At 72.4% G+C, this 21,391-nt stretch carries 25 protein-coding genes; 10 read left to right on the top strand and 15 right to left on the bottom strand.

The window, feature by feature from the left end; all coding sequences use genetic code 11:
- Positions 1-79 precede the first annotated feature (79 nt).
- The 3 genes from QE405_RS02405 to ctaC all read right to left on the bottom strand — a co-directional run bounded on the left by QE405_RS02405 (position 80) and on the right by ctaC (position 3,221).
- Positions 80-502, bottom strand: coding sequence for a cytochrome c oxidase subunit 4 (locus tag QE405_RS02405; protein WP_307198625.1), 423 nt, complete (start codon positions 500-502; stop codon positions 80-82).
- The gene (gene ctaD, locus QE405_RS02400) at positions 499-2,211 is read right to left on the bottom strand and encodes an aa3-type cytochrome oxidase subunit I (RefSeq protein ID WP_307205478.1); all 1,713 of its coding nucleotides are present in this window, start codon (positions 2,209-2,211) and stop codon (positions 499-501) included. The genes QE405_RS02405 and ctaD overlap by 4 nt, the downstream gene beginning before the upstream one ends.
- An 83-nt stretch (positions 2,212-2,294) precedes the next feature.
- Entirely contained in the window at positions 2,295-3,221 is a 927-nt protein-coding gene (gene ctaC / locus QE405_RS02395) for an aa3-type cytochrome oxidase subunit II (RefSeq protein WP_307198624.1), read from the bottom strand.
- Positions 3,222-3,359: 138 nt separating this feature from the next.
- Here ctaC and QE405_RS02390 point away from each other — a divergent pair, with 138 nt between their 5' ends.
- Positions 3,360-4,535, top strand: coding sequence for a cysteine desulfurase family protein (locus QE405_RS02390; protein WP_307198623.1), 1,176 nt, complete (start codon positions 3,360-3,362; stop codon positions 4,533-4,535).
- Positions 4,532-4,813 carry a sulfurtransferase TusA family protein gene (locus QE405_RS02385; protein WP_307198622.1) on the top strand — a complete coding sequence of 94 codons (282 nt, stop codon included), beginning with the start codon at positions 4,532-4,534 and terminating at the stop codon, positions 4,811-4,813. The genes QE405_RS02390 and QE405_RS02385 overlap by 4 nt, the downstream gene beginning before the upstream one ends.
- Before the next feature lie 18 nt (positions 4,814-4,831).
- Here the strand turns inward: QE405_RS02385 and QE405_RS02380 are convergent, their stop codons facing one another.
- The gene (locus tag QE405_RS02380) at positions 4,832-5,818 is read right to left on the bottom strand and encodes a carbohydrate kinase family protein (RefSeq protein ID WP_307198621.1); all 987 of its coding nucleotides are present in this window, start codon (positions 5,816-5,818) and stop codon (positions 4,832-4,834) included.
- 84 nt (positions 5,819-5,902) lie between these two features.
- Here QE405_RS02380 and QE405_RS02375 point away from each other — a divergent pair, with 84 nt between their 5' ends.
- Entirely contained in the window at positions 5,903-6,145 is a 243-nt protein-coding gene (locus QE405_RS02375) for a hypothetical protein (RefSeq protein WP_307198620.1), read from the top strand.
- Between the two features lie 98 nt (positions 6,146-6,243).
- Here QE405_RS02375 and erpA read toward each other — a convergent pair whose 3' ends face one another.
- Positions 6,244-6,609 carry an iron-sulfur cluster insertion protein ErpA gene (gene erpA / locus QE405_RS02370; RefSeq protein WP_163773192.1) on the bottom strand — a complete coding sequence of 122 codons (366 nt, stop codon included), beginning with the start codon at positions 6,607-6,609 and terminating at the stop codon, positions 6,244-6,246.
- Positions 6,610-6,755: 146 nt separating this feature from the next.
- The gene (locus tag QE405_RS02365; RefSeq protein WP_307198619.1) at positions 6,756-7,853 is read right to left on the bottom strand and encodes a glycerate kinase family protein; all 1,098 of its coding nucleotides are present in this window, start codon (positions 7,851-7,853) and stop codon (positions 6,756-6,758) included.
- Between the two features lie 48 nt (positions 7,854-7,901).
- Here QE405_RS02365 and nadA point away from each other — a divergent pair, with 48 nt between their 5' ends.
- Positions 7,902-9,077, top strand: a complete 1,176-nt coding sequence (nadA, locus tag QE405_RS02360; RefSeq protein WP_309631637.1) for a quinolinate synthase NadA — start codon at positions 7,902-7,904, stop codon at positions 9,075-9,077.
- A 3-nt stretch (positions 9,078-9,080) separates the two neighbouring features.
- Here the strand turns inward: nadA and QE405_RS02355 are convergent, their stop codons facing one another.
- The 5 genes from QE405_RS02355 to QE405_RS02335 are packed head-to-tail and all read right to left on the bottom strand — an operon-like array spanning position 9,081 to position 12,922.
- Positions 9,081-10,280 carry a GAF domain-containing sensor histidine kinase gene (locus QE405_RS02355; protein WP_307198617.1) on the bottom strand — a complete coding sequence of 400 codons (1,200 nt, stop codon included), beginning with the start codon at positions 10,278-10,280 and terminating at the stop codon, positions 9,081-9,083.
- A gap of 54 nt (positions 10,281-10,334) precedes the next feature.
- On the bottom strand, positions 10,335-10,907 hold the full coding sequence (gene pspAB, locus QE405_RS02350) for a PspA-associated protein PspAB (protein ID WP_307198616.1): 573 nt from the start codon (positions 10,905-10,907) through the stop codon (positions 10,335-10,337).
- Between the two features lie 11 nt (positions 10,908-10,918).
- A complete protein-coding gene (gene htpX / locus QE405_RS02345) occupies positions 10,919-11,842 on the bottom strand; it encodes a zinc metalloprotease HtpX (RefSeq protein ID WP_307198615.1) in 924 nt (307 codons plus the stop codon).
- Positions 11,843-11,855: 13 nt separating this feature from the next.
- Positions 11,856-12,134 carry a PspA-associated protein PspAA gene (pspAA, locus tag QE405_RS02340; protein ID WP_307198614.1) on the bottom strand — a complete coding sequence of 93 codons (279 nt, stop codon included), beginning with the start codon at positions 12,132-12,134 and terminating at the stop codon, positions 11,856-11,858.
- A complete protein-coding gene (locus QE405_RS02335) occupies positions 12,131-12,922 on the bottom strand; it encodes a PspA/IM30 family protein (protein ID WP_307198613.1) in 792 nt (263 codons plus the stop codon). Before QE405_RS02335 ends, pspAA begins: the two co-directional genes overlap by 4 nt.
- 242 nt (positions 12,923-13,164) lie before the next feature.
- Between QE405_RS02335 and QE405_RS02330 the strand changes: the two genes are divergently transcribed.
- The 5 genes from QE405_RS02330 to QE405_RS02310 all read left to right on the top strand — a co-directional run bounded on the left by QE405_RS02330 (position 13,165) and on the right by QE405_RS02310 (position 15,664).
- Positions 13,165-13,776: a DUF3043 domain-containing protein gene (locus tag QE405_RS02330; RefSeq protein WP_307198612.1), complete on the top strand. Its 612-nt coding sequence runs from the start codon at positions 13,165-13,167 to the stop codon at positions 13,774-13,776.
- A 7-nt stretch (positions 13,777-13,783) separates the two neighbouring features.
- Entirely contained in the window at positions 13,784-14,299 is a 516-nt protein-coding gene (locus QE405_RS02325; RefSeq protein ID WP_307198611.1) for a GNAT family N-acetyltransferase, read from the top strand.
- Positions 14,300-14,421: 122 nt separating this feature from the next.
- The gene (locus QE405_RS02320; protein WP_307198610.1) at positions 14,422-14,616 is read left to right on the top strand and encodes a hypothetical protein; all 195 of its coding nucleotides are present in this window, start codon (positions 14,422-14,424) and stop codon (positions 14,614-14,616) included.
- 56 nt (positions 14,617-14,672) lie between these two features.
- Complete coding sequence (locus QE405_RS02315) at positions 14,673-15,353, top strand: AzlC family ABC transporter permease (RefSeq protein ID WP_307198609.1); 681 nt, start codon at positions 14,673-14,675, stop codon at positions 15,351-15,353.
- Positions 15,350-15,664 carry an AzlD domain-containing protein gene (locus QE405_RS02310; RefSeq protein ID WP_307198608.1) on the top strand — a complete coding sequence of 105 codons (315 nt, stop codon included), beginning with the start codon at positions 15,350-15,352 and terminating at the stop codon, positions 15,662-15,664. The genes QE405_RS02315 and QE405_RS02310 overlap by 4 nt, the downstream gene beginning before the upstream one ends.
- A gap of 4 nt (positions 15,665-15,668) precedes the next feature.
- Here the strand turns inward: QE405_RS02310 and dapB are convergent, their stop codons facing one another.
- Entirely contained in the window at positions 15,669-16,451 is a 783-nt protein-coding gene (gene dapB, locus QE405_RS02305) for a 4-hydroxy-tetrahydrodipicolinate reductase (RefSeq protein ID WP_307198607.1), read from the bottom strand.
- Between the two features lie 83 nt (positions 16,452-16,534).
- Between dapB and QE405_RS02300 the strand changes: the two genes are divergently transcribed.
- The gene (locus QE405_RS02300; RefSeq protein ID WP_307198606.1) at positions 16,535-17,065 is read left to right on the top strand and encodes a class I SAM-dependent methyltransferase; all 531 of its coding nucleotides are present in this window, start codon (positions 16,535-16,537) and stop codon (positions 17,063-17,065) included.
- A 12-nt stretch (positions 17,066-17,077) separates the two neighbouring features.
- Here the strand turns inward: QE405_RS02300 and QE405_RS02295 are convergent, their stop codons facing one another.
- From QE405_RS02295 to rpsO, 3 genes are all read right to left on the bottom strand, one after another.
- Positions 17,078-18,412 carry a M16 family metallopeptidase gene (locus QE405_RS02295; protein WP_307198605.1) on the bottom strand — a complete coding sequence of 445 codons (1,335 nt, stop codon included), beginning with the start codon at positions 18,410-18,412 and terminating at the stop codon, positions 17,078-17,080.
- Positions 18,409-20,652 carry a polyribonucleotide nucleotidyltransferase gene (locus tag QE405_RS02290; RefSeq protein ID WP_307198604.1) on the bottom strand — a complete coding sequence of 748 codons (2,244 nt, stop codon included), beginning with the start codon at positions 20,650-20,652 and terminating at the stop codon, positions 18,409-18,411. The genes QE405_RS02295 and QE405_RS02290 overlap by 4 nt, the downstream gene beginning before the upstream one ends.
- A gap of 356 nt (positions 20,653-21,008) precedes the next feature.
- Positions 21,009-21,284 carry a 30S ribosomal protein S15 gene (gene rpsO / locus QE405_RS02285; RefSeq protein WP_307198603.1) on the bottom strand — a complete coding sequence of 92 codons (276 nt, stop codon included), beginning with the start codon at positions 21,282-21,284 and terminating at the stop codon, positions 21,009-21,011.
- Positions 21,285-21,391 lie beyond the last annotated feature (107 nt).

Genomic DNA, 21,391 nt, shown 5'->3' with positions numbered 1-21,391 from the left:
TCCGGAACCGCGAAAGCGCCCGTCGGAACGAGTCCGACGAGCGCTTCCAGCGTAACCCCGCCACCTGTGCGGGACCTGATCAGTGGGCGTGCACCCCGCGGTAGTACTCGAACACCCAGCCGGACAGCGCCAGGATGCCGAAGGCGCAGCCGATCATGAAGAGCCACCAGCCGAAGATGACACCGAGCACCAGCACGCCGAACACGATCGCGTTCCAGAGCGGCCACCACGAGTACGGCGGGAAGAACCCGAGCTCACCCGCGCCGTCGGCGATCTCACCGTCCTTGCGGTCCTCGGGACGCTCGTCGAGCTTGCGGGCCTGGAAGCCCAGGTACCACGTCACCATCGCCGCGAGCAGCGTCGTCATGACGAGCGCCGAGGTGCCCGTCCAGTCGCCGCCCTCGTCGCTGGCGTCCGTGACGAACCAGTACGCCGGCGTGACCAGCACGAGGAAGACGGTCGTGATCAGGAAGATCCAGACCTCGGAGCGGAGCGCCTTCACTTGTCCTTGCCCTTCGTGTCGTCGGCGTGGTCGACGTCGGCGCCGCGCGAGCGCAGGTGCTCCTCGCGACCCTCCATGTCGGGGGCGTCGGCCACGCGGCCGTCGCGCTCCGCCGAGTTCTGTGCCAGCTCCAGGGCGGCGATCTCCGGGTGGTGGAGGTCGAACGCCGGCGACTCCGAGCGGATGCGCGGGATCGAGTGGAAGTTGTGCCGCGGCGGCGGCGAGGAGGTGGCCCACTCCAGCGAGCGGCCCCAGCCCCACGGGTCGTCGACCTCGACCTTCGGACCCTTCGCCGAGACGTAGACGTTGTAGAAGAACGGCAGCATCGAGGCGGACAGGATGAAGGCGCCGACCGTCGAGATCTGGTTGAGCAGGGTGAAGCCGTCACCCTCGAGGTAGTCCGCGTAACGACGCGGCATGCCCTCGACGCCCAGCCAGTGCTGCACGAGGAACGTCGTGTGGAAGCCGACGAACAGCAGCCAGAAGTGCACCTTGCCGAGACGCTCGTCGAGCATCTTGCCGGTCATCTTCGGCCACCAGAAGTAGAAGCCGGCGAACATCGCGAACACCACGGTGCCGAACACCACGTAGTGGAAGTGCGCCACCACGAAGTAGGAGTCGGAGACGTGGAAGTCGAGCGGCGGGCTGGCCAGCAGGACGCCCGTCAGACCACCGAAGAGGAAGGTCGTGAGGAAGCCGATCGACCACAGCATGGGGTTGTCGAACGAGATCGACCCGCCCCACATCGTGCCGATCCAGTTGAAGAACTTCACACCTGTCGGCACGGCGATGAGGAACGTCATGCCGGAGAAGAAGGGCAGGTTCACCGCACCCGTCACGAACATGTGGTGGGCCCACACGGCGACGGAGAGGATCGCGATGCCGAGCGTGGCGCCGACGAGGCCGACGTAGCCGAAGATCGGCTTGCGGCTGAACACCGGGAGGATCTCCGTCACGATGCCGAAGAACGGCAGCGCGATGATGTAGACCTCCGGGTGGCCGAAGAACCAGAACAGGTGCTGCCACAGGATCGGCCCGCCGTGGGACGCGTCGAACACGTGGGTGCCGATCGACCTGTCGGCCTCGAGCATCAGCAGCGCGCCGGCCAGGATCGGGAACGCGATGAGCACGAGCAGGCTCGTGATGAGCGTGTTCCACACGAACAGCGGCATCCGGAACATCGTCATGCCGGGCGCGCGCATGCAGATGATCGTGGTGATGAAGTTGACCGCGCCGAGGATCGTGCCGAGACCGGCCATGTAGAGACCCATGATCCACAGGTCGCCACCGACACCGGGGCTGCGCACCTCGTTGGAGAGCGGGGTGTAGGCGAACCAGCCGAAGCTGGCCGCGCCCTCACGGGTGAAGAAGCCGCTCGCGGCGATGATGCCGCCGAACAGGAACAACCAGTAGCTGAACATGTTGAGACGCGGGAACGCCACGTCCGGCGCACCGATCTGCAGCGGCATGATCACGTTCGAGAACCCGAAGAACAGCGGGGTCGCGAACAGCAGCAGCATGATCGTGCCGTGCATCGTGAACATCTGGTTGTAGACCTCGTCGTTCACGACCTGCTGGCCGGGGAACGCGAGCTCGGACCGGATGACGAGCGCCATGATGCCGCCGATGCAGAACCAGGCGAACGACGTGACGAGGTACATCTTGCCGATGAGCTTGTGGTCGGTCGTCGTGAGGAGCTTGACGACCATCTCGCCGAGCGGCTTGCGTCCGGGGACGAGCGTCTCGGACGGCTCCGACGGCTGGCTCGCCGCCGGGGCAGGAACAGTGGCGGTCACTCGGAGCCTCCGTTGTCGTCGTTGTGCAGGCCGCGCGTCGTGCGGGCGTCCTCGCCGCCGACCAGCGGGCCGTTCGCGGAGACGTCGCCGTTCTCCGCCAGCTCCTCGACGTACGCGTCGTACTCCTCCGGGGAGACGACCTCGACGTTGAACAGCATGCGGGAGTGGTAGACGCCGCAGAGCTCGGTGCACTTGCCGGCGAACGTGCCCTCCTCGGTGGGCGTCACCTGGAAGTGGTTGAGCCGCCCGGGGACGACGTCCATCTTCATGAGGAAGCCGGGGATCCAGAAGCCGTGGATCACGTCGGGCGAGTGCAGGTTGAACCGGACGGTCTCGCCGAGGGGCAGCACGAGGGTCGGGATCTGCGAGGCGGTGCCGACGTTGTAGGCGTACTCCGAGCTCTCGACCTCCTCGCGGTCGCCGCCGCCGACGCCGTCGGTGGGGTAGTTGAAGGTCCACGACCACTGCTGGCCGACGATCTCCAGCGTCAGGTCGGGCTCGGAGTCGTCCAGCACGGTGTTCTGCACCTGCACCGTGTGGAAGAAGAAGACGATCACCATCATGACCGGGGCGATCGTGTAGAAGATCTCCAGCGGCAGGTTGTAGCGCGTCTGCACCGGGACCTCGTCCGCGCTGCGGCGGCGGTAGCGCACGACGACCCAGAAGATCAGGCCCCACACGAGGATGCCGGTGGCCAGGGCGGCGACCCACGACCAGATCCAGAGGTCGGCGATGTGAGGCGCCTCCTCCGTGGCCTGACCAGGCAGGCCGAAGTGCTTCAGCTGGTACTGCGTCTCCTCCGAGCAACCGCTCAGGAGGATCAGGGCAGCGCCCAGGGAGGCGGCCAGCGCGACGCGTCGGGGCGCGCTCGCGGCGCTACGCCGAACGGCACCGGCGCCGGACCGGGAGAGTTGCAGACCCACGAACGAGCCTCTCTTTCGAGATGATCACACGACGGACGTGACTTTATCTGAATCCTGCCCTCAGGTCGCGCACAGGGTCGCCTCATCTACTACGCGATGTCGTCGATCCCGCGCCCTGCCTGAGGATACGGTCCTCAGGTGATTCCAGGACCCCCCGCCGCGTCCGTCCCACCGCCGTGGACCGACCTCGACAGCGCGTCGGCGCGGCCCCTCCACCCGGCCGCTCGGGAGGCGCTCCTCCTGGCCCACGAGCACGGCTACGCCGACCCCCGTCGGCTGCACCACGCGGGCCGTCGGGCGCGCCAGCTGCTCGACAACGCCCGGGAGGTCGTGGCCGGCTGCCTCGGCGCCCGGACCGACGAGATCACCTTCACGGGGTCCGGCACCGAGGCGGTGCACCGCGGCCTGCTCGGACTGGCCCGGGGCCGCCGCCGGGCCGGCGGCGTCGTCGCCCACACCGCCGTCGAGCACTCCGCCGTGCTGCACGCGGCGGACTTCTCGGCCGCCGAGCACGGCACCACGACCCGCGTCGTCGACGTCGACCCGCGCGGCCGCGTGGACCTCGACGCCCTGGCCGCGGCCCTGGATCCCCGCGACGTCGCCCTGCTGGCGATGCAGAGCGCCAACCACGAGGTCGGCACCCGCCAGCCGCTCGCCGACGTCGCGCGGCTCGCCGCGGCGTACGGCGACGTCCCCCTGCTCGTCGACGCCTGCGCGTCCGTCGGCTGGGAGCCGCTGCCGAGCCCGTGGGCGGTCGCCGCGGCGTCGGCCCACAAGTGGGGCGGTCCGCCGGGCGTGGGGGTGCTGGCCGTCCGGAAGGGCGCCCGCTGGCGCGACCCCTCCCCCGCCGACGACCGCGGCGACCGGCGCGCCCTCGGCTTCGAGGACGTGCCCGGCGCCTTCGCCGCCGCCGCCGCCCTCCAGGCCGTGCTCGGCGAGGCCGAGGAGGCCGGACGGCGGGTGGCCGCCCTCGTCGACCGGCTCCGCGCCGAGGTGCCGCGCCTCGTCCCGGACGTCGACGTGGTCGGCGACCCCGTCGAGCGGCTGCCGCACCTGCTGACGTTCTCCTGCCTGTACGTCGAGGGCGAGGCCCTCGTGACGGCTCTCGACCGCGCCGGGTTCGGGATCGGGAGCGGGTCGGCCTGCACCGCCAGCACCCACGAGCCGTCCCACGTGCTCGCCGCGATGGGCGCGCTGACGCACGGGAACGTGCGCCTCTCGCTGCACCCGGGCACGAGCGCGGACGACGTGGACCGCTTCCTCGGCGTGCTGCCCGGGGTCGTCGCCCGGCTGCGCGCGGAGGTCGGGCTGTGAGCGCCGCGCCCTTCGGAGCAGCGCCCGGCGTGGCCGTCGAGGAGGAGCTGGACTGCCGGGGGCTCCCCTGCCCGGCGCCCGTGCTGGCCCTCGCGAAGGCGGCCCGCGCGCGGGGCGACCGGGCCGCCGGCACGGTCCTCGCGGTGGTCGCCGAGGACCCCGCGGCCCGCATCGACGTGCCGGCGTGGTGCCGGATGCGCCGCCACGACTACCTGGGGGCGGACACCGCCGCCGACGGGGTGGCGCGCCACGTGGTGCGCCTCGGCGACGCCGTCTGATCCCTCGTCAGGACGGCGTCAGTCGCGGAAGGTCCGCAGGTGCTGCGCGACGTCGGCGACGGCGTCCGCACCGTACGCCGCCTCGAGGCGCTCGAGGAAGGACGCGCGGCCGAGCACGTACTCCTGGGTGCCGACCTGCTCCACGACGTACACGGCGAGGAGGCAGCCCAGCTGCGCGGCGCGCTCGTGGTCGAGGCCCCAGCTGAGGGCGGCGAGGAAGCCCGCCCGGAAGGCGTCGCCCACACCGGTGGGCTCGACCTTGGCGATCTCGGGCACGGCACGCACGACGACGGGCTCGGACCCCTTCGTCTCCAGCCGGACGCCGTCCGGGCCGAGCGTGACGACCCACGTGCCGACGCGGTCGAGGACCTCGTCGTGGCTCCAGCCGGTCTTCGACTCGATGAGGGCGGCCTCGTACTCGTTGGAGAACAGGATCGCGGCGCCGTCGATGAGGGGGCGGATCAGGTCGCCGTCACCGAACGCCAGCTGCTGCGAGGGGTCGGCGACGAAGGCGTAGCCACGCTGGCGGCACTCGTCGGTGTGGCGCAGCATCGCGTCGGGGTCGTTCGGGCCGACCAGCACGAAGTCCACCGACCCCGCGCGGTCGACGATGGGCTTCAGCTCGATCTCGCGCGCCTCGCTCATCGCCCCGGCGTAGAAGGTCGCGAACTGGGCCATCGCGGCGTCGTTCGTGCAGACGAAGCGCGCCGTGTGACGCGTCTCCGAGACGTGGACGGAGTCGCAGTCGACGCCGTGGCGCTCGAGCCAGGCGCGGTAGTCGACGAAGTCCTCGCCGACCGCGCCGACGAGCACGGGCCGCAGGCCGAGGTTGCCGAGACCGAACGAGATGTTGGCCGCGCACCCGCCCCGCCGGACCTCGAGGTCGTCGACCAGGAAGGAGACCGACAGCTTGTCCAGCTGGTCCACCACGAGCGAGTCCGAGAACTTGCCGGAGAAGGTCATCAGGTGGTCGGTGGCGATGGAGCCGGTGATGAGAAGCGACACGTCGGCCGACCCTACGCGACGCGCGCGAACACTACCGATCGGTACCCCTCGGCCTACCCGGCGGTAGTGCCTACCGTCGAGGTCATGAGCACCGCCACCCCCGCCGACCGCCTCGCGTACGACGACCACGCGGCCCCCGCCGACCTGCAGCGCGACTGCCGCGAGACGCGCGCCGCGCTCCGCCCGAGCGACGTCGACGCGATCGCCGCCGCCGCACGTCGCCCCGCGCCCTCGCTCGACTACGCCGACCAGCGCCGCGACCTCAAGCCGCAGATCGAGGTCAGCGAGGCGGCCGCCCGGCTCGCCGCCGCGCTCTACCAGGACTGACCCGCACCTCCGCCCGCCCCCGGGCGCACGCGAACGGCCCCCGTCCTCCTCGCGGAGGACGGGGGCCGTTCGGCGTCAGCGGCGCGGGGCCGGACGACTCAGTGGAACGAGTCGCCGCAGGCGCAGGAGCCCGTCGCGTTGGGGTTGTCGATCGTGAAGCCCTGCTTCTCGATGGTGTCGACGAAGTCGATCTCCGCACCGTTCAGGTAGGGCACGCTCATCCGGTCGACGACGACGGAGACGCCGTCGAAGTCGGTGACGATGTCGCCGTCGAGCGTGCGCTCGTCGAAGAAGAGCTGGTAGCGCAGGCCCGAGCAGCCGCCCGGCTGCACGGAGATGCGGAGCGCGAGGTCGTCGCGACCCTCCTGCTCCAGCAGGCTCTTGACCTTGCTCGCGGCCGTCGCGCTCAGGTTGATCTGGTCGGTGCGACGCTCCGTCGCCTGGGTGTCGACCTGCTCGGTCATGTGCGTTCTCCCTACGGGATCTCGACGATTGTGGTGCTGCGGCGCGGTCCTCTGCGTCGTGCAACGTCATCAATGGTTGCACACCGGTGCCCTATTCCCGAGGTCCCGGGGGCACTTTATCCGGACCGCGGTCCGTTCCTCCCGGGTCAGCGTGACCAGGTGCGCGCGACGCGCTCGGTGGTGCGCACGAGCGCGTCGTACGCCGCGGCGACCGCCTCCTCACGGCCCACCTCGTCGACGAGGGAGTACGCCGCCTCGACCCCCAGCGCCCGCATCTCACGCGTGCCGACCAGCACCTCGCCGGCGACCACCACGCACGGTCGGACCGCCGCGGCGGCGAGGAGCGCGACCCCGTGGGGCACGGTGCCGGCACGGCTGGCGAAGTCGAACCGGCCCTCGCCCGTCACCACGAGCTCGGCCCGCCGGCACCGCTCGGCCAGCCCCACGGCCTCCAGCACCTCCTCGGCACCCGGACGGTGGCCGGCCCCGAGGAGCATCGGGCCGAACCCCAGCCCCCCGGCCGCGCCGCTCCCCTCCCGCAGCGACAGCCGACGATCGGTGGCGTGCGCCCAGGCCTCGAGCGCGTGGTCGACCGCCAGCACGCCGTCGTCGCCGAGCCCGAGGTCGGGCCCGAACGTCCTGGCCGCGCCGAAGAGCCCGGTGAGGGTGCAGGCGACGTCGACGGCCATCGTCAGGCCCACCCCCTCCAGCCGACGGCGCGGGGCGCTCAGGTCGACGGTCCGGACGTCGGCCAGCGGGAGCGGGCCGGCGTCCAGGGGCGCGTCGGCGGTGGCCCCCAGGGCGGCGAGCAGCCCGGCACCCCCGTCGAGGACGGCCGAGCCGCCCAGCCCGACGACGACGCGGCGCGCACCCGCGGCCACGGCGTGCCCGACGAGGTCCCCCACACCGACGGACGAGGCCGTCAGGACGCGCGCGGGGTCCCCCACCGCGTGGCCGCACGCCTGCGCCGCCTCGACGTACGCCGCCGGCCCGCCCTCCTCCTCCACCAGGAGCACCGCGGCGGGGGCCGGGGCGCCGAAGGGGTCGCGGGTGGTCACGCCGAGGAGCGATCCCCCGAGGGCGTGGTGGAGCACGTCGAGGAACCCGGGTCCGCCGTCGGCCACGGGGGCGAGGTCGACCTCGTCACCCGGCGAGCGCCGGCGCCACCCCTCCGCCATCGCGCGGGCCGCCTCCACCGCGCTCAACGTGCCGTCGAAGCGGTCGGGAGCCAGGAGCACGCGCACGGGTCCATCCTCACCCACGGCCGGAGCCACCCCTCTAGGATGGAGCCCGTGACCACCGTCGACCTCCCCCTGCTCCCCCTGGGCCGCGGCTCCGACCCGGCCACCGAGCCGGGCGTCGAGTGCCCCGGCGACCTCCCGCCGGCGTCCGACCCGCACCTGGTCGAGCGCGCCCGCGCCGCGAAGGAGGCGTTGGGCGACCAGGTCTTCGTGCTGGGCCACCACTACCAGCGCGACGAGGTCATCCAGTTCGCGGACGTCACCGGCGACTCCTTCAAGCTGGCGCGCGACGCCGCGGGGCGCCCGGACGCGCCGTACATCGTCTTCTGCGGCGTGCACTTCATGGCCGAGTCGGCGGACATCCTGACGACGGACGCGCAGCAGGTCATCCTGCCCGACCTCGCGGCCGGGTGCTCGATGGCCGACATGGCGCTCATCGGGCAGGTCGAGGACGCGTGGGACGCGCTCGTCGACGCGGGGATCGCGGACGACGTCGTGCCGATCACCTACATGAACTCCTCGGCCGACATCAAGGCCTTCTGCGGCCGCAACGGCGGCGCCGTGTGCACGTCCTCGAACGCCGACGTCGCGCTCGAGTGGGCCTTCGGCCAGCGCCCCGAGGGCACGGGCAAGGTGCTGTTCCTGCCCGACCAGCACCTCGGTCGCAACACCGCGGTGCTGCAGATGGGCATCGCGCTGGAGGAGTGCGTGGTCTGGAACCCGCACCGTCCCAACGGCGGTCTCACCGCCGAGGAGCTCCGCAACGCCAAGATGATCCTGTGGAAGGGCCACTGCTCGGTCCACGGCCGGTTCTCCGCCGAGTCCGTCGACCAGCTGCGGGCCACCGTGCCCGGGGTCAACATCCTCGTGCACCCCGAGTGCCGCCACGAGGTCGTCACCCGCGCCGACCTCGTCGGGTCGACGGAGTTCATCATCCGCACCATCGAGGCGGCCGAGCCCGGCTCGTCGTGGGCGATCGGCACCGAGCTCAACCTCGTGAAGCGGCTCGCCGACGCCCACCCGGACAAGAACATCTCGTTCCTCGACCGCACGGTCTGCTACTGCTCGACCATGAACCGCATCGACCTGCCCCACCTCGTGTGGGCGCTGGAGTCGCTCGTGGCGGGCCAGGTGCCGAACGTCATCTCGGTGGACGCCGAGACGCAGGAGTGGGCACGCGTCGCGCTGCAGCGCATGCTCGACCTGCCGGGTCGCACGGCCCGCTGACGCTCAGGCGTCGGGCAGCCACACCCAGGCGACGGTGCCGCCGCCCTCGCGCGGCTCGAGCCCGATCCGGCCGCCGTGGGCCTGCACGACGCGGCGGCAGGTCGCGAGACCGATGCCCGAGCCGTCGGCACCCTCGTCGAGCCGCACCAGCGGCTCGAACACGCGCTCCGCGTCCGACGGCTCGATCCCGAGGCCGCGGTCGGCGACCTCGATGCGCCACCCCTCCCCCGACCGACTGCCGGTGATGGCGATCTCGGCCGGCTGGCCGGGCCGGGTGAACTTGGCCGCGTTGGCGACGAGGTTCTGCAGCACCGCGCGGAGCTGGGTGGCGTCGCCGCAGACGGTGGGCAGGTCGCCCAACGTGACGTCCGCGCCCCGGAGCGCTCCGGCCAGGTCGGCGAGGATCACGGGGACCTCGGCCGCCAGGTGGACGTCCTCCCGGCGGAGCGAGCCCCCGACCCGGGCGAAGGCCAGCAGGTCCTCGATGAGCGCCTGCATGCGCTTCGTGCCGCGCAGGGCCCGCTCGACGGTGCTGGCTCCGGCCGGCACCTCCTCCTCGTCGAGCTCCTCCTGCAACAGGTAGAGCGACATCGCGACCGTCGACAGCGGGTTGCGCAGGTCGTGGCTCACCTGCCCGGCGAACGCGGCCAGGTGCTCGTTGGAGCGCACCAGCTCGTCGCGCATCTCCTCCATCCGCTCGAGGGAGTCGTTAAGCGCCCGGGTGCGGCGCGAGAGCTCGAGGATGTCGACGATCCGGTCCGCCATCGTGCGGAGGGCCGTCTTCTGGTCCTCGTCGAGCTCGCGCGGCTCGGTGTCGAAGATGCAGAGCGTGCCGATCGCGAAGCCGTCCGGGGTCAGCAGCGGCTGCGCGGCGTAGAAGCGGACGCCACCGAGCGGGCCGCTCACGAACGGGTTGTCGCGGTAGCGCTCGTCCCTGCTGGCGTCGGGAACGACGACCTGGCCGCCGATCGACAGCGAGATGGCGCACATCGAGTCCTCACGGCGGCACACGGAGGCCTCGAAGCCGACCGCGGCCACCTGGTGCTGCTCGTGGGAGGTGATGACGTTGACGGTCGCCATGGGGACGCGCGCGACGTACGCCGCCATCTCGACGACCGCCTGGAGCTCCTTGGGCGGAGGGTCGGAGACGATGGCGTAGCTGGCGATCGCCTCGTCCACCCGACGCAGCTGCTCGTGGGTCATCCTCGTTCCTCCCCGCGGCCCCAGCCGCTTGCCTCGGACCTCGCCGGCCCCCCGCTACAGACCCGGTGCTCCCCAGAGCGCCAGCCACCGCTGCAAGCTCTCCTCGACGGGGAGCTCGCCGGCCAGCTGGTCGCGCACGTTGATCTCGAGAAGGTTGTCACGCTGCTGGGGTCCGGTGGGCGCGAACGGGTAGAAGGTGCCCTGCTTGTAGAGGTACACCAGCCCCACGGTCCGCCCGTCCGCCCCGGCGAAGCCGACGACCGAGCACAGGAGCGCCGGGCCGAACCCCTGCTCCTCCAGCAGCACGTTGACGGCGTGCAGGTCGGTGCACAGGCCCGCGACGTCCTCCGGTGCCCGGCGGACGACCAGCCAGGTGAACCCGAAGTCGTCCACGGTGCGCTCCACCGGCGGCGTGCGTGGGTCGGCCTCGAGCAGTGCCTCGATGTCGTGCTGGGTCGCCGCGAAGGCAGCCCCCTCGGCGGCGCGGAAGCAGACCGAGCCCACGCCCGTCGCCCGCATCCCGAGAGCCGTCTCCAGCGTGATCGCCGCGCTCGGCACCCCGAAGAGCGCGTCGAGGTCGGCCTGCCGCGGCGCCCGGCGACCCAGGATGGCGTCCCAGAAACCCATCGTCGTCCTGCTCAGGCGCCCGGGCCGGGACGGCTCAGGTCGGCCTGGATCCGCGCCAGCTGCTCGAGCCGCTGCTCGAGCGAGGGGTGGGTCGAGGTCAACGTCGAGAGGGACGCACCGCTGATCGCGGGGGCGATGAAGAAGGCGTTCATGGCGCTCGTCGTGCGGAGGTCGCGCTGCGGGATCGAGGCCATCTCGCCGGTGATCTTCTGCAGCGCCGAGGCGAGCTTGGCCGGCTTCATCGTCAGGTAGGCGCCCGCCCGGTCCGCGCACAGCTCCCGGTAGCGCGAGAGCAGGCGCGTCAGGAAGAAGCTGATCGCGTAGACGACGAGCGAGACGACGAGCGCCACCAGCAGGAGCGCCCCGCTGTTCTTGTCGTTGCGACCGCGGCCGCCGGACAGCGCCCCGAACTGCGCGCCGCGGGTCACCATGCCCGCGACGATGCCCGCGGACGAGGCCACCGTCATGACCATGACGTCGCGGTGGGCGACGTGGGACAGCTCGTGGGCGAGGACCGCCTCGAGCTCCTCCGCGTCGAGCCGGCGCAGGATGCCGGTCGTCACGCAGACCACGGCGCGGTTGGGCGAGCGGCCGGTGGCGAACGCGTTGGGGATGTCCATGTCGGCGACCCCGACGCGGGGCTTGGGCATGTCCGCCAGCGCGCAGAGACGGTCGATCATCCCGTGCAGCTCCGGGGCCTCCTGCGGGCTGACCTCCCGTGCGCGCATGGCCCGCATGGCCATCGTGTCGGAGGTCCACCACTGGAAGAACGCGATGCCCAGGCCCACGATGCCGACGATCACCGCGAGGCCGGGGCTGCGGACGGCGACCATGATCGCCACCACCAGGGCGACGAAGAGGCCGCCCAGCAGGAACATGACGAGCGTCATCCGGGCGGTGAGCCCGGAGTCGGGGAGGAAGCGCGTGCGCGCCATCGGCGACCCGGCGTCAGCCGGGGATCAGGCCCTCGTCACCCAGCATCTCCCGCACCTCGTCGATCGAGGCGTCCTCGGGGGGCAGGATGAGGTCGGACTCGTCGAGCGACTCCGGGTCGTGGGGCACGCCCTCGGCGCGCACCCCGGCCAGCAGGGCCGCGAGCGCCGGGCGGAAGGCCGCCTCGTCGCCGGCCTCCACCGCCTTCTCGACGGAGTCGTCGAGCACGTTCAGGGACTCGAAGCAGGCGTCGGTGATGTCGAACTGGCCCTCGCCGAGGATGCGGACGATCATGCCTGCCCGCCCTCCTTCTGCTTCTGCGCCTCGCCCTGGAGGATGTCGCCGCTCGCGGAACCTCCCTCGAGCGCCTGGGGCGAGGACGGGGCCGAGAGACCCTTGAGCGCGGCGAGCTCCGCCTCGACGTCGGCGGTCGAGCTCAGCGCGTCGAGCTCACGCGCGATGTCGTCGCCGCGGTTGAGGGACGACGCGTCGTCGAGCGCGCCGGAGGCGAGCAGCTCGTCGATCGCACCGGCGCGCGCCTGCATCTGCGCGGTCTTGTCCTCGGCCCGCTGGATGGCCATGCCGACGTCGCCCATCTCCTCGCCGATGCCGGACATCGCCTCGTTGATGCGCGTCTGCGCCTCGGCGGCCGTGTAAGTCGCCTTGATGGTCTCCTTGCGGGTGCGGAAGGACTCGACCTTCGCCTGCAGGCGCTGCTGGGCCAGGACGAGCTTCTCCTCCTCGCCCTGCAGCTGCGTGTGCTGGGTCTGGAGGTCGGCGATCTGCTGGCCGAGCCCCGACTTGCGGGTCAGCGCCTCGCGCGCCAGGTCCTCGCGGCCGACCTGGATGGCCTTCTGCGCCTGGTCCTGCAGCTTGTCGGCCTGCTGCTGCAGCTGGTTGATCTGCAGCTCGACCCGCTTGCGGCTCGTGGCGACGTCGGCGACGCCGCGTCGTACCTTGCTCAGCAGCTCGATCTGGCGCTGGTAGCTGTAGTCGAGCGTCTCGCGAGGATCCTCGGCACGGTCGAGGGCCTTGTTCGCCTTCGACCTGAAGATCAGGCTCATGCGCTTCATCAGACTCATCGGGGTGCCTCTCCTCGGCGGCTCGCGACCTTCGCTGACGATCGGCCGCGGCGACGCGACCGGCCGACGCTGCGGCTTCCCGCTCAACAGTAGGGGCAAACCTCAAGCGGGGGCGACACCGGTGCCGGGCTCCGCGGAACGGGTCGACCGCTAGGATGCGCACGTGTGGCGCGCCCGTCGGCGTGCCCGTCCCGCCCGATCCACCGGTCCGCCGAGCGGGCCGCCCGTCCCGTGAGGCCCCGTTGTTCCGTCGCAGCTCCACCGCCAGCGAGAAGTCCGCCCCCTCCCCCGCGGAGGAGGTCGGCGCGGGGGACGCACCGCGCCCCGGGGGCAAGGGTCGCCCCACCCCGTCGCGCCGCGAGGCCGAGGCGGCCGCGCGCGCCCGGGCCAAGCCCGCGCGCTCCCGCAAGGAGCTCAACGCCAAGGCCCGCGAGGACCGGATGGCCCGGCAGAACAAGGTGCGCGAGGCGATGCGCACCGGCGACGACCGCTTCATGCCCGCGCGTGACCGCGGTCCCCGCAAGCGCTTCGTGCGGGACCTCGTCGACACCCGCTTCGGGTTCACCGAGCTCGTGCTGCCGCTCATGCTGCTCTCGTTGGTGCTCCAGTGGTCGGGCAACGCCAGCATGGTGAGCGCGGGCTACCTGATCTTCACGGCGCTGCTGCTGCTCATCGTGCTCGACCTGATCTGGCTCCGGCTGCGGCTGCGCCGCGAGGCGCGCAAGCGCCTCGAGGACCCCTCCGCCAAGGGCCTGATGTTCTACGCCGTGACGCGCTCCATGCAGGTCAAGCCCCTCCGCCTGCCCAAGCCGCAGCGCAAGATCGGCGAGCGGATGGCGGACACCTACCGGTGACCCACCGGTGACCGACCACGGCGTGCGGGTCGCCTGGGCCCGCGACGCCGAGGCACTGGCCGAGCTGCAGCTCGCCACCTGGACGGAGCGCCTCGCGGCACCCCGCGCCCTGCCCGAGGCCGCCGACGTCGCCGCGGCCTGGCGACGCTCCCTCACCGCGCCCGGTGACGCCCGGCTCCGCGTGCTGGTCGCCCTCGAGGGCGACCGGCTCGTGGGGTACGCCGTGGTGGGGCCCGACCCCGACCCCGACGCCTCGCCGGCCCGCGACGCCCAGCTGGCGGAGATCGCCGTGGCGCTCCCGTCGCGCGGTCGCGGACACGGCTCCCGCCTCCTCCACGCCTGCGTCGACACCTGGCGCGCCGACGGGTTCGAGCACGCCACCGCCTGGCTGGAGTCGAGCGACGACCCGCGGCGCGCGCTCCTCACCGCGGCGGGGTGGGCGCCCGACGGCGCGCACCGGGCGCTGGCCGACGAGGACGGCACCGAGGTGACCCAGGTCCGGCTGCACACCGCGCTGGCTTGAGGCAGGTCTCACCCGGACGGGGATGGGACCGCGCGGCTCGATGGGGCAGAATGTGATGCCCGTCACCCGCTGCCCCGGGTGGCGCGCACCGACCGCACCGCACCGACCCGAGGAGGAGCAGCGTGCTCGGACCCCTGCCCCGGCGTCACCGGACCCTCCTCGTGCTCGTCGCCGTCGCGGCGGGCGTCGCCGCCGGCCTGCTCGCCAGTGCGGCGAGCGCCGTGCCCGTGGTGCTCCCGACGGGCCTGGCCGCGGGGATCGCGGTCGGCATGCTCGCCGCCGTCGTGCTGCTGCACGACCCCCACCACCACCGCTGACGGACCCCACCGCCCCGCCCCGTCGGTCGGGTGACCCGGTGACCTAGCCTCCGGGGGTGGACGACTCGACCGCAGCACGTCGCGCACTCGTGCGCCAGGGTCTCGCGATCGGGGTCGCCACGGGGCTCTACGGCACGTCCTTCGGAGCCGTCGGCGTCGCGTCCGGACTGAGCGTCCTGCAGACCTGCGCCCTGTCGCTCCTCGTGTTCACGGGCGCCTCGCAGTTCGCCTTCGTGGGCGTGCTCGCCGCCGGCGGGTCGCCCTGGTCGGGCGCCGCGACCGGGCTCATGCTCGGCGCCCGCAACACGCTCTACGGCCTCGGGCTCGCCGACCGGCTGCGGTGGCGCGGCCTCCGCCGGGCGGGGGCCGCCCAGCTCGTCATCGACGAGTCGAGCGCCGTCGCGACCACGCAGGACGACCGGCCGCTGGCCCGGCTCGGCTTCCTCGTGACCGGGGGTGCGGTGTTCGTGCTGTGGAACCTCATGACCTTCGTCGGCGCCCTCGCGGGCACGGCCCTCGGCGACCCGCGCACCTACGGGCTGGACGCAGCCGTCGGCGCCGCCTTCCTCGCCCTGCTCTGGCCCCGGCTCGCGGACGGGTCCGCCGTCGCGGTGGCCCTCGCCGCAGCGGCCCTCGCGCTCGCCCTGGTGCCGCTCACGCCCGCCGGGGTGCCGGTGCTCGCCGCGGCCTCCGTCGCCGTCGTGGCCGCCCTCCTGCCGGCCCGGGTGGTCGCGTGAGTACGACGTGGGCCGCGATCCTGGTGCTCGCGGGCGGTTGCTACGCGCTCAAGCTGGCGGGCCTGTCCCTGCCGTCCGGCGTGCTGGAGCGACCGCTGGTGCGCCGCGTCGCCCTCACCCTGCCCGTCGCCCTGCTCGCCGCGCTCGTCGCGGTGCAGACGGTGGCCGACGGTGCCCGCCTGGTCGTCGACGCGCGGCTCGCGGCGCTGGCCGTGGCCACCGTCGCCCTGACGTTGCGCGCGGGCTTCCTCGTCGTCGTGGTGCTCGCCGCGGCCACGGCCGCGGGGCTCCGGGCCGCCGGGCTCGCCTGAGGGGTCAGTCCAGCTCGAGCAGGTGCTCGAGGCCGACCGTCAGCCCCGGGTGGTCCGCGATGGCGCGCACGCCCAGCAGCACGCCGGGCGCGAACGAGGCCCGGTCCATCGAGTCGTGGCGGATGGTCAGCGTCTCCCCCGGACCTCCCAGCACGACCTCCTGGTGGGCGATCATCCCGCGGATCCGGAGCGCGTGGACGCGCACGCCGTCGACGTCGGCGCCGCGCGCGCCCTCGAGCCCGGTGGAGGTCGCGTCGGGCATGGGCGGGCTGCCCGCCGCCCGGCGGGCGGCGGCGACCAGCTCCGCGGTGCGTCGCGCGGTGCCGGACGGGGCGTCCGCCTTCGTGGGGTGGTGCAGCTCGACGATCTCGACCGAGTCGTAGAAGCGGGCGGCCTCGGCCGCGAACCGCATCATGAGCACCGCACCGATCGAGAAGTTCGGGGCGATGAGCACACCGGTCGACGGCGCGTCGGCCAGCCAGCCGCCGAGCGTCGCGAGCCGGTCGTCGTCGAAGCCCGTGGTGCCCACGACCGCGTGGATGCCGTGGGCGATGCAGAACTCGAGGTTCGCCATCACCACGTCGGGGTGGGTGAAGTCGACGACCACCTGCGCCCCGCTGGTGCGCAGCACGTCGACGTCGTCACCGGCGTCGACCTCCGCGACCAGCGCGAGGTCGTCCGCCGCGTCCACCGCGGCGCAGATCTCGCGGCCCACCTTGCCCCGGGCGCCGAGCACCCCGACGCGGAGGGGGCTGGACGTCGTCGTACCCGCTGCGTTCTCGCTCACGGGGCCCCAACCTAGGGCACGCGGGAGACCGCAGGGCGAGGCGGTCGGTGCAACCGCTCTGGCGAGGTGGCAGGCTGTACCGCATGAGGCAGCAGACCATCCCCGCACGCATCCGCTGGGGCGTGGACGTCATGGACGTCCAGCCCGGCGACCAGCTGCTGGAGATCGGCTGCGGTCCCGGCGCGGCCGCCGAGCTCGTCTGCTCCCGCCTCGAGTCGGGCAAGCTCTTCGCGATCGACCGCTCGGAGTCGGGGGTGGACCGCACGAAGCGGCGCTGTGCGCAGTACGTCGAGGCGGGACGCCTCACGGTGCGCCAGATCGACCTCGCGACGCTGCGCGTCCCGGTCAAGCGGCTGCACAAGGCCTTCGCGTTCAACGTCAACCTGTTCTGGGTGCGGCAGGCCACCGACGAGATCGCGCTGCTCCACGAGAAGCTGCTGCCGGGCGGCCGGGCCTACCTGTTCTACGAGGCCACCATGCCCGAGGGCAAGGCCCGCGTCATCGAGGCGGCGACGAGCGCGCTGGCCGACGGCGGGTTCCGCGTGTCGGTGCTGCAGAGCCAGCAGCCCGCCGCGTTCGCCGTCATCGGCCAGCGCGTCACCGCCCAGGACTGAGCCCAGACGGGCTCAGCCCGGCCGGACGACCGCCAGCACCTCGGGTCCGCGCAGCACCTCCGCCGCGAGCGCGGCGACGTCCTCGGGCGTGACCGCGTCGATGCGGGCGATGACGGCGTCGACGTCGAGCAGGCGGTCACCGACGATCTCCGCCTTGCCGAGGCGGTGCATCCGCGACGCGGTGTCCTCCAGCCCCATGACGAGGCCGGCGCGCAGCTGGCCGGCGCCGCGGCGTACCTCGTCGGCGTCGAGGCCGCGCTCGGCGACGGTCTCGAGCTCCCGGCGCACGACGTCCAGGGTGGCGTCGACCTTGGAGGGGAGCACCCCGACGCCGACCCCCACGAGTCCCGCGCCGACGTGCTGCGTCGTGAACGCGTAGACCGAGTAGGCCAGGCCTCGACGCTCGCGCACCTCCTGGAAGAGGCGCGAGGACGTGCCGCCACCGAGACCGGTGGTGAGGATCCCCATGGCGAACCGGCGCTCGTCGCCGCGGGCCAGGCCACGCCGGCCGAGCACCACGTTGACCTGCTCGAACCCGCGCTCGGCGACGATCGTGCCGGCGCGCACGTCCTGCACGGCCGGGCGCGCGGGGGCGTGCAGCAGTGGCGCCGCCACCGGGTCGGCCGTGCGGTCGAGGAAGCCGCGGCGGTCGAAGGCCGCGGCCACGAGCCGCACCACCTCGTCGTGGTCGACGTTCCCCGCCGCGGACACGACGATCCCGGGTGCCGTGTAGTGCGCCCGCCAGAACTCACGCACCTGCTCGGCGGTGAGCGCCGCGATGGAGGTCTCCGTGCCGGCGATGGGGCGACCGTAGGGCGTGTCGCCCCACGCCTGCTCGGCGAACAGGTTGTGCACGACGTCGTCGGGGTCGTCGTCGTGCATCGCGATCTCGTCGAGGATCACCTCGCGCTCGGCCTCGACGTCCTCGTCCGTGATCGACGAGGAGGTGAGCATGTCGCCGAGCACGTCGATCGCGAGCGGCACGTCGGTGTCGAGCACTCGGGCGTGGAAGCAGGTGTACTCCTTCGCGGTGAAGGCGTTCACCTCCGCGCCCACCTCGTCGAGCTGCACCGAGATGTCGAGCGCCGACCGGGTGTCCGTGCCCTTGAACAGCACGTGCTCCAGGAAGTGCGACCCACCGTGCAGCGCCGGCGACTCGTGGGCCGAGCCCACGCCGATCCAGACGCCGATCGCGGCGGAGCGGACGCCGGCGACGTGCTCGGTGACGATCCTCAGCCCGCTCGGGAGCACCGTGCGTCGCACACCCGCGGGCAGCGGCTGCAACGCGACCGGCCGGTCAGCAGGGGGCTGCTGACCGGCCGGGGCGTGCTCGTGGAGCGAGGTCACTCGGCGGAGTCGCCACCCTCGGCGTCCGCGGCCGGAGCGTCCGCGTCCTCGACGACCGGGACCAGCGACAGCTTGCCGCGGTCGTCGATCTCGCCGATCTCGACCTGGATCTTCTGGCCGACCGAGACGACGTCGTCGACGGACTCGACGCGCTTGCCGTCGTTGAGGGCCCGCAGCTTCGTGATGTGCAGCAGGCCGTCCTTGCCCGGCATGAGGGCGACGAACGCACCGAAGTTCGTCGTCTTCACGACGGTGCCGAGGTAGCGCTCGCCGACCTCGGGCATCGTCGGGTTGGCGATGGCGTTGATCGCGGAGCGCGCGGCCTCGGCGGCCGAGCCCTCGTTGGCACCGATGTAGATCGTGCCGTCGTCCTCGATCGAGATCTGGGCGCCCGTGTCGTCCTGGATCTGGTTGATGACCTTGCCCTTGGGGCCGATGACCTCGCCGATCTTGTCGACGGGGATCTTCACCGTGATGATCCGCGGCGCGGTCGAGGACATCTCCGCCGGGGCCTCGATGGCGCCGGCCATGACGTCCAGGATCGCGAGACGCGCGTCGCGGGCCTGGGTCAGGGCACCGGCCAGGACCTGCGCCGGGATGCCGTCGAGCTTGGTGTCGAGCTGCAGGGCCGTGACGAACTCGCGCGTGCCGGCGACCTTGAAGTCCATGTCGCCCATCGCGTCCTCGGCGCCGAGGATGTCGGTCAGCGCGACGTACTGCGTCTGGCCGTCGACCTCGCCGGAGATGAGGCCCATCGCGATGCCCGCGACGGGCGCCTTCAGCGGCACACCGGCGTGGAGCAGGCCGAGCGTCGAGGCGCAGACCGAGCCCATCGAGGTGGAGCCGTTGGAGCCCATGGCCTCGGAGAGCTGGCGGATCGCGTAGGGGAACTCCTCGCGCGACGGCAGCACCGGCAGGAGGGCGCGGCGCGCGAGAGCGCCGTGGCCGATCTCGCGGCGCTTGGGCGAGCCCACGCGGCCGGTCTCGCCGGTGGAGAACGGCGGGAAGACGTACTTGTGCATGTAGCGGCGGTGCTTCTCCGGCGACAGCGTGTCGAGCTGCTGCTCCATCTTCAGCATGCCGAGCGTGGTGACGCCCAGGATCTGCGTCTCGCCGCGCTCGAAGAGCGACGAGCCGTGGACCCGCGGGATCACGCCGACCTCGGCGTGCAGCGGACGGATGTCGGCGAGGCCGCGACCGTCCATGCGGACCTTGTCGCGCAGGACGCGCTCGCGCATGAGCTGCTTGGTCAGCGAGCGGAAGGCCGCGCCGACCTCCTTCTCGCGACCCTCGAAGTCCGCACCGATCTTCTCGACCAGCTCGGCCTTGACGGCGTCGAGGCGCTCCTCGCGCTCCTGCTTGCCGGCGATGGTCAGCGCGGCGGCGGTCTGCTCGGAGACGGCGCCCTCGACCGCGGCGTACACGTCGTCCTCGTAGTCGAGGAAGATCGGGAAGTCGACGACCGGCTTGGCGGCGGCCTTGGCGAGCTCCGCCTGGGCCTCGACGAGCTGCTTGATGAAGGGCTTGGCCGCGTCGAGACCGCCGGCGACGACCTCCTCGGTCGGCGCCTGCGTGCCGCTGCGCACCAGGTTCCAGCTGCCCTCGGTGGCCTCCGCCTCGACCATCATGATCGCGACGTCGCCGGTCTCCGTGACGCGGCCGGCGACGACCATGTCGAAGACCGCGTCCTCGAGCTGCGTGTGCGTCGGGAAGGCGACCCACTGGCCCTCGATGAGCGCGACGCGCACGCCACCGACGGGGCCGGAGAAGGGCAGGCCGGAGAGCTGCGTCGACATCGACGCGGCGTTGATCGCGAGCACGTCGTAGGGCGCGTCGGGGTTGAGCGCCATGACGGTGATGACGACCTGGACCTCGTTGCGCAGGCCCTTCTTGAAGGTCGGGCGCAGCGGGCGGTCGATCAGCCGGCAGGCGAGGATCGCGTCCTCGCCCGGGCGACCCTCGGAGCGGAAGAACGAGCCGGGGATCTGGCCCGCGGCGTACATCCGCTCCTCGACGTCGATCGTCAGGGGGAAGAAGTCGAAGTGGTCCTTGGGGTGCTTGCCCGCGGTGGTGGCGGACAGCAGCATCGTGTCGTCGTCGAGGTAGGCCGTCACGGAACCGGCGGCCTGGCGGGCCAGCAGGCCCGTCTCGAACTTGATGGTGCGCTTGCCGAAGCGGCCGTTGTCGAGGACGGTCTCGACCGCCGAGATGACGGGGCCGGCAGGAGTGGTCTCGGTCAAGGAGATCCCTGTTCTGTGTGCGGAGCGAACCGCGATGCCCACCCGGCACTCGCCGGGTGGTGGCCGTCCGCGCACGGCGGGGCCGGTAGTAGTGGTTTCCGCGGTGCTGCGTGCCGGTCTTCGATCGAGGCCCGCGGAGCATCCGGGCGGCCTCCGCGAGGAGGCCACCGGGGATCCGAGGGCCACTACCGAGGACCGGGCCGGACGGTGCGGGCCGCTCCTGGTGGATGGAACTTCAGTCACTCAGGTTGTTCAGTTGTGAACCGGCTCCGACGATAGCGGGTCGTCCCGCCGAGGCGGAGCAGGCCTGATGCAGCAGGAGCGGCCGCCCGGCTGGGCGACCGCTCCTGGCGCGATCAACGACGGAGGCCGAGGCGCTCGATGATCGAGCGGTAACGGTTGATGTCCGTCTTGTTGAGGTAGTTGAGCAGACGGCGGCGCTGGCCGACCAGCAGCAGCAGACCACGACGGCTGTGGTGGTCGTGCTTGTGCTGCTTCAGGTGCTCCGTCAGGTGCGAGATGCGGTGGCTCAGCAGCGCGATCTGCACCTCGGGCGAGCCCGTGTCACCGGGCGTCGTGCCGTACTCGGCGATGATCTTCTTCTTGGTCTCCGCATCGGTCCCGATCGACATGCGGGCTCCTCTCGCTCGTTGCGCGGCGCGCCGGGGCCTGTCCACCCGGGCACTACGATCCGCGGCCGTTCTGACGGCAACCGCAGAAAGGTAGCAGCCCCGTGGGA

This window comes from Nocardioides zeae, assembly GCF_030818655.1.
Lineage (GTDB): Bacteria > Actinomycetota > Actinomycetes > Propionibacteriales > Nocardioidaceae > Nocardioides > Nocardioides zeae_A.
Note: the sequence above shows the minus strand (reverse complement) of the source record. Positions and strands in the feature narration are given on the sequence as shown.

Bases quoted from the DNA above. Each gene is read 5' to 3' on its own strand.
- ctaD (WP_307205478.1), bottom strand. From the start codon at position 2,211: ATGGTCGTCAAGCTCCTCACGACGACCGACCACAAGCTCATCGGCAAG.
- QE405_RS02375 (WP_307198620.1), top strand. From the start codon at position 5,903: ATGAGCACCGCCACCCCCGCCGACCGCCTCGCGTACGACGACCACGCG.
- erpA (WP_163773192.1), bottom strand. From the start codon at position 6,609: ATGACCGAGCAGGTCGACACCCAGGCGACGGAGCGTCGCACCGACCAG.
- QE405_RS02355 (WP_307198617.1), bottom strand. From the start codon at position 10,280: ATGACCCACGAGCAGCTGCGTCGGGTGGACGAGGCGATCGCCAGCTAC.
- pspAB (WP_307198616.1), bottom strand. From the start codon at position 10,907: ATGGGTTTCTGGGACGCCATCCTGGGTCGCCGGGCGCCGCGGCAGGCC.
- htpX (WP_307198615.1), bottom strand. From the start codon at position 11,842: ATGGCGCGCACGCGCTTCCTCCCCGACTCCGGGCTCACCGCCCGGATG.
- pspAA (WP_307198614.1), bottom strand. From the start codon at position 12,134: ATGATCGTCCGCATCCTCGGCGAGGGCCAGTTCGACATCACCGACGCC.
- QE405_RS02335 (WP_307198613.1), bottom strand. From the start codon at position 12,922: ATGAGTCTGATGAAGCGCATGAGCCTGATCTTCAGGTCGAAGGCGAAC.
- QE405_RS02300 (WP_307198606.1), top strand. From the start codon at position 16,535: ATGAGGCAGCAGACCATCCCCGCACGCATCCGCTGGGGCGTGGACGTC.
- rpsO (WP_307198603.1), bottom strand. From the start codon at position 21,284: ATGTCGATCGGGACCGATGCGGAGACCAAGAAGAAGATCATCGCCGAG.